Here is a 13,787-nt window from a genome sequence, read left to right on the forward strand (position 1 = left end):
CTGTCCAGGTATGGCTGAAGGACACACGATCACCATCGAACAGGGCACGGACCACGTACGCGTGGTGCACGGCGGGCAGGTCGTCGCGGAGAGCGAGCGCCCGCTGCTGCTGCGCGAGACGGGCCTCCCCGTGCGCTACTACCTGCCGCCGGAGGACGTCCGTCTCGACCTGCTGACGGCCTCCGGGACCCACTCGTACTGCCCGTTCAAGGGCACGGCGTCCTACTGGTCGCTCCCGGACGCGGCCGACCTCGTCTGGGGCTATCCCGACCCCAAGCCCGACGTCGCCGAGATCAAGGACCACCTCTGCTTCTACGAGGTGGAGGTCGTCTGACCCCGGCCGGGGTCAGACCCGCCCGGGGCCCGGCTCCGGCTACGCGTCGACGGTCGCGCGCGTGGTCGTCGCGATGGTCGCCGAGCCGACCACACGTGTGCCGTCGTAGAGCACGATCGCCTGGCCGGGGGCGACTCCGCGCACCGGCTCGGCGAAGGTGACCTCCAGGGAGCCGTCGACCAGCGCGGCGGTCACTTCGGTCTCGCCGCCGTGAGCCCGGAGCTGGGCGGTGTAGGTGCCCGGAGCGGTCGGCGCGGCGCCGCACCAGCGGGGCTTGAGGGCCGTCAGCGCGGTCACGTCGAGCGCGTCCACAGGGCCGACCGTCACGGTGTTGTTCACCGGTGAGATGTCCAGGACGTAGCGCGGCTTGCCGTCGGCGGCCGGGGTGCCGATGCGCAGCCCCTTGCGCTGGCCGATCGTGAAGCCGAACGCGCCCTCGTGCGTGCCCAGCTTCGCCCCGGACTCGTCGACGATGTCGCCCTCGGACTTGCCGAGGCGGCCCGCGAGGAAGCCCTGGGTGTCGCCGTCGGCGATGAAGCAGATGTCGTGCGAGTCCGGCTTCTTGGCGACCGCGAGGCCCCGGCGCTCGGCCTCCGCGCGGATCTCGTCCTTCGTCGTGACCGTGTCGCCGAGCGGGAACAGCGCGTGCGCGAGCTGGCGGTCGTCGAGCACTCCGAGGACGTACGACTGGTCCTTGGCCATGTCGGAGGCGCGGTGCAGCTCGCGGGTGCCGTCCTCGGTGACGATCACCTGGGCGTAGTGGCCCGTGCAGACGGCGTCGAAGCCGAGGGCGAGCGCCTTGTCGAGCAGCGCCGCGAACTTGATCTTCTCGTTGCAGCGCAGGCAGGGGTTGGGGGTGCGCCCGGCCTCGTACTCGGCGATGAAGTCCTCGACCACGTCCTCGCGGAAGCGCTCGGCGAGGTCCCACACGTAGAACGGGATGCCGATGACGTCCGCGGCCCGGCGGGCGTCACGCGAGTCCTCGATCGTGCAACACCCGCGTGCGCCCGTACGGAAGGACTGCGGGTTGGCGGAGAGCGCGAGGTGCACGCCCGTCACGTCATGGCCTGCTTCCGCCGCGCGGGCGGCGGCCACGGCGGAGTCCACGCCGCCGGACATGGCGGCGAGGACGCGGAGGGGGCGGGGGCGCTGCGGGATCTCAGTCATAGCCCCTCCAGGGTACGGGGCCGCGGGAACCGGGACCCGCGAGTATCCGTTGAAGATCGCATGGGGGCGAAAAAGGGCGGGGCCGGGGGCCGGGACGCGGACCGGCGCATCGGGCGGCGCACGCTGCTCATCGGCGGGGCGGTGGCCGCGGTGGGCACGCTCGCGCTGGCCCGCGACGAGTTGGGGCACCTGTGGTGGCGGCTGCCCGGCGTGGAGAAGCCGCGCACAGCGGGTGCGGTCGACTTCCGGGGCGCCCAGTGGGTGGCGGCGTCGCCGGCGAACTGGCGGCGGGCGGACCGCCCGGACGACTACGGCATAGACATGGTGGTCGTCCATGTCACCCAGGGCAGTTTCAAGAGCGCGGTGAAGGTCTTCCAGGACCCGGACCACGGCGCGGCCGCGCACTACGTCGTGCGCAAGGACGGGCACGTCACACAGATGATCCGCGAGCTGGACGTGGCCTTCCACGCGGGCAACAGGGAGTACAACGAACGGAGCGTCGGCATAGAGCACGAGGGCTTCGTCGACCAAGCCTCGTCCTTCACGGACGCGATGTACGCGGCGTCGGCGCGGCTGACGGCGGGCATCTGCGGGCGGTACGGCATCCCCGTCGACCGGAAACACATCATCGGGCACGTGGAGGTCCCCGGCACGGATCACACGGACCCGGGACCGCACTGGGACTGGGACCGGTACATACGACTGGTGCGTGAGGCCCGTACCGCGAAGACCTGACGCACCCGCCCTCCCGGCAGCGCACCCGCCCTCCCGGCCGCGCGCTTGCCCTCACGGCGGCCGCCCGCTCGCTCCCCCGGCGGCCGCGCACCCGTCGCTGCCGCCGACCGCGCACCGGTCCCCCCACCGGCCGCCGCGTCAGCGCCCGCCTTCCCGCCGGCCGCCGCCTGAGCGCCGGCCTCCCTCCGACAGCTACGTCAGACCCGCCGTGCGGGCGCGTTCCACCGCCGGTCCGATGGCGCGAGAGACCGCCTCGACGTCCGCCGCCGTGGAGGTGTGGCCGAGGGAGAAGCGGAGGGTGCCGCGGGCCAGATCGGGATCCGTTCCCGTGGCGAGCAGGACGTGGCTGGGCTGGGCGACACCGGCGGTGCACGCGGACCCGGTGGAGCACTCGATGCCCTGGGCGTCGAGCAGCAGCAGGAGCGAGTCGCCCTCGCAGCCGGGGAAGGTGAAGTGCGCGTTGGCGGGGAGACGGCCCGCACCGGCGGGGTCGCCGCCGAGGATCGCGTCCGGGACGGTCTTGCGGACGACCTCCACCAGGTCGTCCCGCAGCGCCCCGATCTCCCGCGCGAACCACTCGCGCTGCTCGGCGGCCAGCCGACCGGCGACGGCGAACGAGGCGATGGCGGGCACATCGAGGGTGCCGGAGCGCACGTGGCGCTCCTGACCACCGCCGTGCAGGACGGGTACGGGGCTGTACTCGCGGCCGAGGAGCAGTGCGCCGATGCCGTACGGGCCGCCGATCTTGTGGCCCGAGACGGTCATGGCCGCGAGTCCGGAGGCACCGAAGTCGACGGGCACCTGTCCGAAGGCCTGCACGGCGTCGGCGTGCAGGGGGATGCCGAACTCGGCGGCGACGTCGGCCAGTTCACGGACCGGCATGACCGTGCCGATCTCGTTGTTGGCCCACATGACCGTGGCGAGGGCGATGTCGCCGGGGTCGCGGGCGATGGCCTCGCGCAGCGCCTCGGGGTGGACGCGGCCGTATGCGTCGACCGGGAGGTACTCGATCGTGGCGCCCTCGTGTTCGCCGAGCCAGTGGACGGCGTCGAGGACGGCGTGGTGCTCGACCGGGCTGGTGAGGACGCGGGTGCGGGCGGGATCGGCGTCGCGGCGGGCCCAGTACAGGCCCTTCACGGCGAGGTTGTCGGCCTCGGTGCCGCCGGAGGTGAAGACCACCTCACTGGGGCGTGCGCCGAGGGCGTCCGCCAGGGTCTCGCGGGATTCCTCGACCGTCCGCCGGGCTCGGCGGCCGGCGGCGTGCAGGGAGGAGGCGTTGCCCGTGATCCCGAGCTGGGCGGTCAGGGCCTCTACCGCCTCGGGGAGCATCGGGGTGGTCGCGGCGTGGTCGAGGTAAGCCATGGTGGGCCCGATTCTACGGGCCTGCGATCGATCGACTCGGCCCCCCGGGGGTGTGCGCCCCTAGAAGCTCCAGGACACCGTGTTGTCGAACTGCATGAAGGCGACCAGGACGATCAGGTCGGCGACACCGAGGCCCAGGCCGAGGAAGGCGCGACCCTTGCGGGCGGTACCGCGCCAGAGGGCGACGGACGCGAGGGCGATGGCGACGGGGCCCAGGAAGACGTTCAGGACCAGCAGGCCGAGGAGGCCGAGGATGAAGGAGGCGACGGCCATGCCGTCGGCGTCCCGGGTGCCGGCCCTGCGGGCCGGGGTGGCGGTGAGTTCCATGAGGTGGTCAGCTCCAACTGGTGGTGGGCGGAGGTGATCGGCGGTCAGCCGGCGGAGGTGTGGCGCCGGCGGGAGTGCCGCTCGCGGACCGCGAAGACGACCAGCCAGACGCCGATCACGACGGCGGCGAGGAGGGTGAGGGGCAGCGGCGCGTGGGCCACGGAGCCCAGGACGACACCCATCAGCAGCAGGGCGGCGACGAGGATCAGCATGACGTTCCTCTCGTGAAGTCTTGGTCGTTCATGTCTCGAACATCCCGAATGCCCGGTCATACACCGATCAATCCTGATTCGGTACTGCACCCAACATCCCGCATGTTTCAGGGACTTGACGGTTCAGTGAACGGTTGTAGTAACACTTGTTCACTGACTTCAGAGTCTAGCGCGCCCGACGGCTTTTAAATTCCAGAGAACAGTTGTTAACTGCATGGCATGAGTCACACCCTCGGCATCCGGCAGGCCCAGAAGCAGAAGACCCGGCAGGCGCTCCTGGACGCGGCGTTGGGCCTGCTGGGGGAGCAGAGCCTGAGCAGCCTGGGTCTGCGCGAGGTCACCCGCGAGGTCGGGGTCGCCCCGACGGCCTTCTACCGGCACTTCCGCTCCACGGCGGATCTCGGGGTGGCGCTCGTCGAGGAGGCGCTGGGCAGCCTGCACCCGATGATCGCGGACACGGTGTCCGCGGCCGGCGACAGCGACGAACGCATAGCGCGCGCCGTCGATCTGATCGCCCGCCACGTGGACACCTGTCCCGCGCACGTCCGGTTCATCGCCCGTGAGCGGCACGGCGGCGTTCAGCCCGTGCGGGAGGCGATCCGGGACCAACTGGCCCGTTTCGCCGAGGAGGTGAAGGCCGAGCTGGCCAAGCACCCCGAGTCGGCGGGGTGGAGCGACGACGATCTGCTGATGCTCGCCGCCCTGTACGTCGACCAGATGCTGATGACGGCCTCGCTCTTCCTGGAGGCCCTGGAGGCCTCGGACGACGAGCGGGACCGGGTGGCCCGGGTGGCGAGCCGTCAGATGCGGCTGATCAGCATCGGCCGCCGCCACTGGCTGGGCTGACCGCCCCGCCGACGACCGGGCCGATCACCGCCACTGGCTGGGCTGACCGCCCGGGCGGAAGGGACTCCCCCGGGTCAGCCCTTCGTCGGCTGCCCCTGCCCGCGGCCGCCGAAGCCGCCGCAGCCGCCGCCCGGCATGCCGGAGGGAGCACCGGAGGGGCGCTTGCCCGTGGGGAAGCCCGAGGGCCTCCCCGACGGCGCACCCGAGGGCCGTGCGGACGGCGCGCCCGACGGCCGCCCCGAGGGCGCGCCGCTGGGCCGCCCGCTCGGCATGCCGGACCGCGGCTGACAGCTCTGCTGGCCGGAGCTTCCGCTGGTGGAGGAGGAAGACGAGGATCCCGACCCACAGGCCACCAGCAAGGGCGACAGAGCGAGCAGAGCGACGGCGGGGACGAGATGGACGCGCTTCATGAGGAGCAACTCCCGAAGATGAACGGAATCTGAGAAGCGCATGCAATCAACCGCCCATAGGCCCTGCTTGGGCCCGCGCTGTGCTCAGCCTGTGGTTACGGCAAAGTCGACCTCAACTCACCCAGCTGACCTGTGCGTTCACGCTCCCGCTCGGCCGTCCGACTGGTACAGCTCCGTGACCGAAGCCGCGGCCCCGGCCAGTTCCTCGCGCACCTCGGGCGGTGTGACCACCTCGATCCGGTCCGCGAAGACAAGCAGGGAACGGGCATGGGGGACGGCGCCGTACTCGAGGCGGGCGGTCACCCACTCCCCCTCGCCGTCGTCCTCCGGGAGTGCGGTCAGCGCGGACGCGGTGAGCCGCGTGAACATGTCCAGGAAGTCCCGCCGCACCCGCACGGTCACCTCGATCCCGCCCGGCCTGTCCTCCACCTGACGCCGCAGGACCTCCCAGGCGTCGGCGAGTTCCACGCCCGGGCGGCGCCGCACCGGGTCCGCCAGCGGTGTGGCCGACCGCACCCGGTCGGCCCGGAAGAGCCGGGGCGTGCCGCTCCGGTCGGCGACGAGGTACCAGACGCCCGCCTTGCACACGAGCCCGTAGGGATCGACGGTGTACGTGCTCGGCGCGGCGGCACCGCTGTGCCGGTACCGCAGCCGCAGCCGGCGGTCGGCGAAGACCGCGTCCTGCAGCACGTCCAGATCGGCCGCCCGCTGCGGTCCGCCCTTCCACCGCGTCGAGTCGACCAGGACCCGGCGGCTGGTGGCTTCGGCGGCCGGCCGGTGCGGGGCCGGCAGCGCGGCCATCACCTTGCGCAGCGCCGAGCCGAGCGCCGCGTCCAGGCCGAGTGCGGCGTGCGCGCCCTGGGCCGCCAGGATGAACAGGGCGCGGGACTCGTCGGCGGTCAGCCCCGTGACGTCCGTACGGAACCCGGCGAGCAGCTCGATGCCGCCGTGCCGCCCGCGCTCCGCGTACACCGGGACGCCGGAGGCCGACAGGGCCTCGACGTCGCGGTAGATGGTGCGCACCGACACCTCCAGCCGGGTGGCCAGTTCGTGCGCGGGGACACGGCCGCGGGTCTGCAGCAGCAGGAGGATCGAGAGCAGTCGGTCGGACTTCACGGGCCCAGGATTCCGCTCTTCCGAAGAGGTCCGCAAATGTTGACGGGAACTGTCAGGTTATGCGGCGAATCTGAGCGCAGCACTCCAGCAGGACCGACCGAAGGAAGATGCGACATGAACGCCGCGCCCGACCCCCGTCCCGTGTACGACCGCGCCACCGAACAGATCGCCGCGCTGGTCAGGACCGTCCGTCCGGAGCAGCTGACCGACCCCACACCGTGTTCCGAGTACGACGTCCGCACACTGCTCTCGCACATCGCCGGCGGCACCCGCCGGGCGGCCGTGGTCGGCGCGGGCGGCGACGGGCTCGCCGTGCGGCCGTACGTCGACGGCGTCCCCGACGACGGCTGGCCGGCCGCCTACGACGAGGTCAGGGCGGAGGTCCTGCGCGCGTGGGCGGACGACGCGCGGCTGGACGCGCCGGTGCGGGTGCCGTGGGGCGAGACGCCGGGCCGGGGCGCCCTGTCGGGGTACGTCATGGAGGCCGTCACGCACACCTGGGATCTCTCGGAGGCGCTCGGCCGGCCGCTCGAACTCGACCCGGAACTGGCCGAGTTCGCGCTCACGATCGCCCGCCGGCTGCTGCCCGACGAGCAGCGCGGGGACGACCTGCCCTTCGCCTCGGCGGCTCCGGCCCCCGAAGGGGCCGACGCCTATGGGCGGTTGGCGGCCCATCTGGGCCGGTTGCCGCTGCGGGTCAGCTGAGCCGCGCCCGCGCGAGCTGACGGGACTGCGCGACCAGCCGGTCCGCGCTGTCCCACACCTCGGCGTCCTCCTCCAGGAAGCCGCCGGCGAGGTTGCGGGTGGTGATGGAGACCCGCAGGGGGCCCGGGGCCGGCCGGCAGCGGACGTGCACGGTCAGCTCGACCGTCGGCACCCATCCGGACAGGCCCAGCTCGAAGGCGGTCGGCGGCAGCGCGTCGACCGCGAGGAGCAGCGAGAGGGCGTCCGCGTCACGGCCGTCGGCGAGGCCGAACCAGGACCGCATCTCGCCCCTGCCGGACGGTGATCCGAGGGCCCAGCCCAGCGTCGCCGGGTCGAGCTTGAGCATCAGCCGCTCGGCGATGGCGGAGCTGCCGGGGTCGGGGGCCGGTGCGTCCTGAGGACCGAAGCACTGGTCCATGGGCGGGATCACGGGCGGCTTCGCCGTCGTACGGACGTCGTCGGGCAACGCGTCGAGGTCCCCGTACGAGGCGAGCACCCGGATCCGCTCGACCTCGCGGCCCTCGTCGTCGTACTGGAAGAGCGAGGCCTGGCCGGTCGACAGGGTGCGGCCGGTCCGTACGACGTCCGTGCGGACGACCGCGGGTCCCGGCCGGGACGCGGTCAGATAGTGCGCGGAGATCGTGAACGGGTCGGAGTGCGGCAGGGCGTCGGCGAGGGCGCGGCCCAGGACGGCCAGCAGATAGCCGCCGTTGACGGCGTTGCTGATCGTCCACCCGGCGGAGAGGTCGATGCCGTAGACGCCGGGTTCGCGGGGAGTGACCGCCGTGTCGCGGTCGAACTCGCTGTCGCCGATGGTGGCCCGCGCGGCCTGTACGGAAGCTGCTTCTGGCATGCCAGAACGGTACAACAATTGATTACTAAGCGGTAGCTTTTACCGGTGCGGCCGTACGACACCCACTGGGGCGGACACACCCTAGGCAGTCTCCTCCTCGCTCACCGTGGAGCGCCGGTTCCAGGCGCGCGGTGCCCGCCAGTGGAAGCGCATCGCGAGCAGCCGCAGCGCGAAGGCCGTGACCACGGCAAGGCCGCTGGTGAACGGCGTGAGCATGTCGTAGCGGATGCACAGGACGACCATCGTGGCGCCGACGATGGCGGGCACCGCGTACAGATCGCGGTCCCAGCGCAGCAGCGAGGGCACCTCGTTGGCCAAGACGTCGCGCAGCACACCGCCGCCGACCGCCGTCGCGAGGCCGAGGGCCGCCGACGGGGTGAGGCCGAGCCCGTAGCTGTACGCCTTCGTGGTGCCGGCGACACAGAAGAGGCCGAGCCCGGCCGCGTCGAAGACGTTCACGCCCAACTGGATCCGCTCCACCTGCGGGTGGAGGAAGAAGACGAGCAGCGCGGCCAGCAGCGGAGTGATGAAGTACCCCAGGTCCGTGAAGGCGGCCGGCGGTACGGCACCGATGATCAGGTCCCGGAACAGCCCGCCGCCCAGCGCGGTGACCTCGGCGAGCACAGCGATGCCGAAGACGTCGAAGTTCTTGCGGACGGCCAGCAGCGCGCCGGAGATCGCGAAGACGAAGATGCCGATCAGGTCGAGCGTGTGCTGGACGGACGGGCTGAACAGGTTCTGGAGCACCCGACATTCTTACCCGTCGACAGGCGCGAACCTTGCAGAGCAGGACCCCGCGACGGCAGTACGGGCTACACGGTGGGCTTGCCCGTGGTGTAGAGCCAGGTCTGGAACAGATCGTCGAGCTGCTGCCCCGAGATCTTCTCGGCGAGCGCGATGAAGTCGGCGGAGTTCGCGTTGCCGTAGCGGTGCGCCTTCGTCCAGGCGGGCAGCAGCTTGAAGAACGCGGTGTCGCCGATGCGCTCGCGCAGCATCTGGAGCGTCATCGCTCCACGGTTGTAGACGGCCGAGGCGAACATGGTGTCGCGCTGCGGGTCGGCGACCACCGTCTGCCAGAAGGCCGCGCCCGCGGGACGCGAGGTGTACCCGGCCAGGAACGAGTCGTGCGCCGAGCGGACGCCCTTGTGCTCGGACCACAGCCACTGGGCGTAGGTCGCGAACCCCTCGTTGAGCCAGATGTCCTTCCAGTGGTCCACCGAGACGGAGTCGCCGAACCACTGGTGGGCCAGCTCGTGCACGATGGTCCCCTCGGAGCGCACGGCGGAGTACGCGGGCTTCGACTGGACCTCCAGCGAGAACCCGGCCTGCGGCATGTCGTCGACGATCGCGCCGGTCTCCTCGAATGGGTAGGGACCGAAGATCTGCGACCAGTAGTCGGTGGCCTCGGCCGTCACGCCGTACACGTCAACGCTGTTGCTGTTCGCGAGGACCGGGTCGATGGCGACGTAGATGGGCGTGCCGGCCGGGGTCCGCCCCGTCTTCACATCGAACCTGCCGATCGTCGCGGTCGCGAGGTAGGACGCCATCGGCCTGCTCTCACGCCAGTGCGTCACCGTCTTGGAGCCCTTGTCGTACGTCGATATCAGACGGCCGTTGGAGACGCCGGTCAGTCCCTTGGGTGCCTTGATGCGGATGTCGTACGTGGCCTTGTCGGAGGGGTGGTCGCTGGACGGGAACCAGGTGGAGGCGGCGTTCGGCTCGCAGGCGACGAAAACACCGTCGGCGGTCTTCATCCAGCCGTAGTCGGAGCCGAAGATGATCGGGCCGCCGAGAGGCTCGGGGACGCCACCGTAGGTGACGGTCACCTTGAAGGTCCGTCCCTTCGCCAGGGAGGCGCGCGGGGTGACCCGCACCTCGTCGCCGTTGCGCGTGAACTCGGCACGTCTGCCGTTCACTTCGACCCGCGTGATCTCCAGCTTCTGGAGGTCCAGGTCGAAGGAGGAGAGGTTCTTGGTGGCGCGGGCCGTGATGGTCGTACGGCCGTCGAGTCGGTCGGTGTCCGGGGCGTACGCCACGTCCAGGTCGTAGTGGCGGACGTCGAAGCCGCCGTTGCCGAGCTGGGGGAAGTAGGAGTCTCCGATGCCGTCGGCCCCCGGGGCGGGGGCGGAGGACGCGGCAATGACGAAAAAGGAGGCCGCCGCGGTTGCGAGGGCCCCCAGACGTGCTGAACGGGAGAATGCCATGAGCGTCCCTTCGAACGTGATCCGGTCAGACGGACACGCGAGACTCTGCACTCTCCCGTTCGGGCATGTTCATGACTTTACTGAATCGTCATGGCCTACTTGTCGGTTGACTCCTGACCGGAGGATTCTTCGACGTCCGCTTCCGTCGACTTCTCCCCTGCGGCAGCCGTGCTGCCGCCCGCGGGCGCCTCGGGCTCCTCGGTGGTCCCGGCCGCCGGGCCGGTCACGCCGGTCGCCTCCTTGACGGCCACCGTGGTGGTCTCCGCCAGCACCGCCTCGGGCACCAGCTCCACCGCCTCCCTCGCGACCGACAGCAGCACCGTGTCCTGCGGAGCCTGGTCCTCGAAGTTCTCCGGGTGGTGGCAGGCGACCTGCTGACCGGGCTTCAGCTCCAGGAGCGGCGGCTCGGTGGTCTTGCAGATCTCCGTGGCCTTCCAGCACCGGGTGTGGAAGCGGCAGCCGCTCGGCGGCGAGATCGGCGAGGGCACGTCGCCCTTGAGCAGGATGCGCTCGCTCTTGATGTTGCGCCGGGCCGGGTCCGGGATCGGCACGGCCGACATCAGGGCCTTGGTGTACGGGTGCATCGGCGCCTTGTAGAGCGACTCGCGGTCGGCGAGCTCGACGATCTTGCCGAGGTACATCACCGCGATCCGGTCCGAGACGTGCCGCACCACCGAGAGGTCGTGCGCGATGATCACGTACGTCAGGCCGAGTTCCTGCTGGAGGTCGTCGAGGAGGTTGACGACCTGCGCCTGGATCGACACGTCGAGCGCCGAGACCGGCTCGTCCGCCACGACCATCTTCGGGTTGAGCGCGAGCGCGCGGGCGATGCCGATGCGCTGGCGCTGACCGCCGGAGAACTCGTGCGGATAGCGGTTGTAGTGCTCGGGGTTGAGACCCACGACCGACAGCAACCGCTGGACTTCCTTCTTGATGCCGCCCTGGGGCGAGACGCCCTGGAGCTTGAAGGGAGCGCCGACGATCGTGCCGATGGTGTGGCGCGGGTTCAGCGACGAGTACGGGTCCTGGAAGATCATCTGGACGTCACGCCGCATCGGGCGCATGGCGCCGACACCGAGGTGCGTGATGTCCTTGCCCTCGAACTCGACCTTGCCCGCGGTCGGTTCGAGCAGCCGGGTGATCAGCCGGCCCATCGTCGACTTGCCGCAGCCCGACTCGCCCACGACGCCCAGGGTCTCGCCGGAGCGGACCTCGAAGTCGATGCCGTCGACGGCGCGGACGGCACCGACCCGGCGCTGCAGCAGGCCCTTGCGGATGGGGAAGTGCTTCTGCAGTCCGGTGACCTTGAGCAGGACCTCGCCGGGCGCCGCGTCCTTGGAGAGGGTCGCGCCGCCGCTCTGTGCAGGGATGCTCACTGGTTTGTCCTCTGCGTTCTCACTCACAGCTTCGGCGCAATCTCTTCGATCCAGATCCGCTCCCGCTGCTCCTGCGTCATGTGGCAGGCGGCCCAGTGCTTGCTGCCGACCTCGGACAGCTCGGGGCGGACCGTGCGGGTGACGTTGTCCTTGGGGACGTCCGCGTACGGGCAGCGCGGGTTGAAGGCGCAGCCGGACGGGATGTTGATCAGCGAGGGCGGGGACCCCTTGACCGGGATGAGGCGCTCGGTCTGGTCACGGTCGAGACGCGGCATCGAGCCGAGCAGACCCCAGGTGTAGGGGTGCCGGGGTTCGTAGAACACCTTCTCGGCCGGACCGCGCTCGATGCAACGGCCGCCGTACATCACCAGGATGTCGTCCGAGAGCTCGGCGACGACGCCCAGGTCGTGCGTGATGATGATGACCGCGGATCCGAACTCCGTCTGCAGATCCCGGATGAGGTCGAGGATCTGCGCCTGGACGGTGACGTCGAGGGCGGTCGTCGGCTCGTCCGCGATGAGCAGCTCGGGGTTGTTCACCAGCGACATCGCGATCATCGCGCGCTGGCGCATACCGCCGGAGAACTCGTGCGGGTAGTTGTCGACCCGCTTGTCCGGCTGCGGGATGCCCACCCGGTCCAGCATCTCGACGGCGCGGCGCTTCGCGGTCTTCTTGTCGACGTTGTGGTGGATCCGGTACGCCTCCACGATCTGCTGACCGATCGTGTAGTACGGGTGCAGGGCCGACAGCGGATCCTGGAAGATCATCGCCATCTCGCGGCCGCGCAGCTTGCGTACGTAGTCCGGGTCCGCCGACAGCAGCTCGGTGCCGTTCAGCCAGATCTCACCGGAGATCTGCGCCTTGCGCTTGCCGTACTGCCCCGCGGTGTGCAGGCCCATGATGCCGAGCGAGGTCACCGACTTGCCGGAGCCCGACTCGCCCACGATGCCGAGGGTCTTGCCCTTCTCCAGCGTGAAGCTGAGCCCGTCGACGGACTTGACCAGGCCGTCGTCGGTCGGGAAGTGCACCTTCAGGTCGCGTACTTCGAGGAAGGCGGACGGCGCCGGCGAGTTCGTGACGGGCTCGCCGACCGCTGCTCCGCTCTTGCTGAGTTCGGTCATGCCAGCCTCACTCGGGGGTCGATCACGGCGTACAGGATGTCCACGATGAGGTTGGCGAAGATGACCGCGAGCGAGGTGATCAGCGTGACGCCCAGGATGACGGGCAGGTCCTTGTCGCTGATCGCCTTGAGTACGGCCTGGCCGAGGCCGGGAAGGCTGAACGTGGTCTCGGTGAGGATCGCGCCGCCGATCAGGGCGCCGAGGTCCATGCCGAGCATGGTGAGGATCGGCGTCATGGTCGAGCGCATGGCGTGCTTGCCGATGACGACCGGCTCACGCAGGCCCTTGGCCCGTGCGGTGCGGATGTAGTCCTCACCCATGACCTCCAGCATGGTGGCGCGGGTGATCCGGGCGTACATCGCCGCGTAGAGGAAGGCGAGCGTGATCCAGGGCAGGAGCATGCCGCCCAGCCAGCCGGTGACGCTCTCCTCGATCGGGACGTACTGGGCGTCGAGCCAGCCCAACCCGTAACTGAAGATCGCCAGCGACAGCAGACCGGTGAAGTAGATGGGAAGCGAGACACCCGCGAGCGCGACGAACATCGCGCCGCGGTCCCAGAGGGAGCCGCGCTTGAGCGCGGAGAGCACGCCCGCCGCGACACCGAAGATCAGCCACAGGATGGCGGCACCGAGCGCGAGAGCCAGGGTCACTGGGAAGCGGTCGGTGATCACCGGCCAAATGGCCTGCTCGTTACGGAAGGAGTAGCCGAAGCAGGGAGCAGCGCAGTGGGTGACGTCGCCGCCGGCCGCGTAAGTGCGCCCTGCGAAGAGGCCTTTGAAGAACTCCCAGACCTGGAGGAAGATCGGGTCGCCCAGGCCCAGCTTCTGCCGAACCGCCTCGATGGCTGCGGGGTCGGCCTGCTTGCCCACGAACATCGTGGCCGGGTCTACGCCCGCCCACCGCGGGACGAGGAAGAAGATGCCGAAGACCACCAGAATGATGACCACCAGCATCACTGCGGCGGCGAAGAGCCGCCTGATGAGGTAAGCGAGCACTGCTCTCGGCCCGGCGGCGGGGCC

General features: G+C 70.5%; 15 protein-coding genes. 4 read left to right on the forward strand and 11 right to left on the reverse strand.

Annotated elements, in window-relative coordinates:
- Positions 1–10 precede the first annotated feature (10 nt).
- The gene (locus ACFWM2_RS20960) at positions 11–334 is read left to right on the forward strand and encodes a DUF427 domain-containing protein (protein ID WP_383281782.1); all 324 of its coding nucleotides are present in this window, start codon (positions 11–13) and stop codon (positions 332–334) included.
- A 39-nt stretch (positions 335–373) separates the two neighbouring features.
- Here the strand turns inward: ACFWM2_RS20960 and mnmA are convergent, their stop codons facing one another.
- Positions 374–1,501, reverse strand: coding sequence for a tRNA 2-thiouridine(34) synthase MnmA (gene mnmA / locus ACFWM2_RS20965; RefSeq protein WP_383281785.1), 1,128 nt, complete (start codon positions 1,499–1,501; stop codon positions 374–376).
- A gap of 60 nt (positions 1,502–1,561) precedes the next feature.
- On the opposite strand from mnmA, the gene ACFWM2_RS20970 reads away from it, so the two are divergent.
- On the forward strand, positions 1,562–2,236 hold the full coding sequence (locus ACFWM2_RS20970; protein ID WP_383281788.1) for an N-acetylmuramoyl-L-alanine amidase: 675 nt from the start codon (positions 1,562–1,564) through the stop codon (positions 2,234–2,236).
- A 192-nt stretch (positions 2,237–2,428) separates the two neighbouring features.
- Here the strand turns inward: ACFWM2_RS20970 and ACFWM2_RS20975 are convergent, their stop codons facing one another.
- From ACFWM2_RS20975 to ACFWM2_RS20985, 3 genes are read right to left on the reverse strand one after another with little or no spacing between them, the layout of a single operon-like run.
- A complete protein-coding gene (locus ACFWM2_RS20975; RefSeq protein WP_383281791.1) occupies positions 2,429–3,598 on the reverse strand; it encodes a cysteine desulfurase family protein in 1,170 nt (389 codons plus the stop codon).
- A gap of 60 nt (positions 3,599–3,658) precedes the next feature.
- Positions 3,659–3,925 carry a DUF4190 domain-containing protein gene (locus ACFWM2_RS20980; protein ID WP_383281794.1) on the reverse strand — a complete coding sequence of 89 codons (267 nt, stop codon included), beginning with the start codon at positions 3,923–3,925 and terminating at the stop codon, positions 3,659–3,661.
- 44 nt (positions 3,926–3,969) lie between these two features.
- Positions 3,970–4,137, reverse strand: a complete 168-nt coding sequence (locus tag ACFWM2_RS20985) for a hypothetical protein (protein ID WP_383281797.1) — start codon at positions 4,135–4,137, stop codon at positions 3,970–3,972.
- Positions 4,138–4,356: 219 nt separating this feature from the next.
- On the opposite strand from ACFWM2_RS20985, the gene ACFWM2_RS20990 reads away from it, so the two are divergent.
- A complete protein-coding gene (locus ACFWM2_RS20990) occupies positions 4,357–4,983 on the forward strand; it encodes a TetR family transcriptional regulator (RefSeq protein ID WP_383281800.1) in 627 nt (208 codons plus the stop codon).
- Positions 4,984–5,531: 548 nt separating this feature from the next.
- Here ACFWM2_RS20990 and ACFWM2_RS20995 read toward each other — a convergent pair.
- Positions 5,532–6,509 (reverse strand): helix-turn-helix transcriptional regulator, encoded by a 978-nt coding sequence (locus ACFWM2_RS20995; protein ID WP_383281803.1) that lies wholly within the window; start codon positions 6,507–6,509, stop codon positions 5,532–5,534.
- A gap of 114 nt (positions 6,510–6,623) precedes the next feature.
- Between ACFWM2_RS20995 and ACFWM2_RS21000 the strand changes: the two genes are divergently transcribed.
- The gene (locus ACFWM2_RS21000) at positions 6,624–7,214 is read left to right on the forward strand and encodes a TIGR03086 family metal-binding protein (RefSeq protein ID WP_383281806.1); all 591 of its coding nucleotides are present in this window, start codon (positions 6,624–6,626) and stop codon (positions 7,212–7,214) included.
- Here ACFWM2_RS21000 and ACFWM2_RS21005 read toward each other — a convergent pair.
- From ACFWM2_RS21005 to ACFWM2_RS21030, 6 genes are all read right to left on the reverse strand, one after another.
- Entirely contained in the window at positions 7,207–8,067 is an 861-nt protein-coding gene (locus ACFWM2_RS21005; RefSeq protein ID WP_383281809.1) for a thioesterase family protein, read from the reverse strand. The two genes, ACFWM2_RS21000 and ACFWM2_RS21005, sit on opposite strands and share 8 nt — an antisense overlap.
- A gap of 81 nt (positions 8,068–8,148) precedes the next feature.
- Positions 8,149–8,814, reverse strand: coding sequence for a trimeric intracellular cation channel family protein (locus ACFWM2_RS21010; RefSeq protein ID WP_383281812.1), 666 nt, complete (start codon positions 8,812–8,814; stop codon positions 8,149–8,151).
- Between the two features lie 65 nt (positions 8,815–8,879).
- Positions 8,880–10,271, reverse strand: a complete 1,392-nt coding sequence (locus ACFWM2_RS21015) for a M1 family metallopeptidase (protein ID WP_383281815.1) — start codon at positions 10,269–10,271, stop codon at positions 8,880–8,882.
- 95 nt (positions 10,272–10,366) lie between these two features.
- Entirely contained in the window at positions 10,367–11,647 is a 1,281-nt protein-coding gene (locus ACFWM2_RS21020; protein ID WP_383281818.1) for an ABC transporter ATP-binding protein, read from the reverse strand.
- 23 nt (positions 11,648–11,670) lie between these two features.
- Positions 11,671–12,768 carry an ABC transporter ATP-binding protein gene (locus tag ACFWM2_RS21025; protein ID WP_383281821.1) on the reverse strand — a complete coding sequence of 366 codons (1,098 nt, stop codon included), beginning with the start codon at positions 12,766–12,768 and terminating at the stop codon, positions 11,671–11,673.
- Positions 12,765–13,763 carry an ABC transporter permease gene (locus ACFWM2_RS21030; RefSeq protein WP_383281824.1) on the reverse strand — a complete coding sequence of 333 codons (999 nt, stop codon included), beginning with the start codon at positions 13,761–13,763 and terminating at the stop codon, positions 12,765–12,767. The genes ACFWM2_RS21025 and ACFWM2_RS21030 overlap by 4 nt, the downstream gene beginning before the upstream one ends.
- Between the last annotated feature and the right edge of the window lie 24 nt (positions 13,764–13,787).

The organism is Streptomyces sp. NPDC058371 (genome assembly GCF_042723265.1).
In the GTDB taxonomy this organism is placed as follows: Bacteria; Actinomycetota; Actinomycetes; order Streptomycetales; family Streptomycetaceae; genus Streptomyces.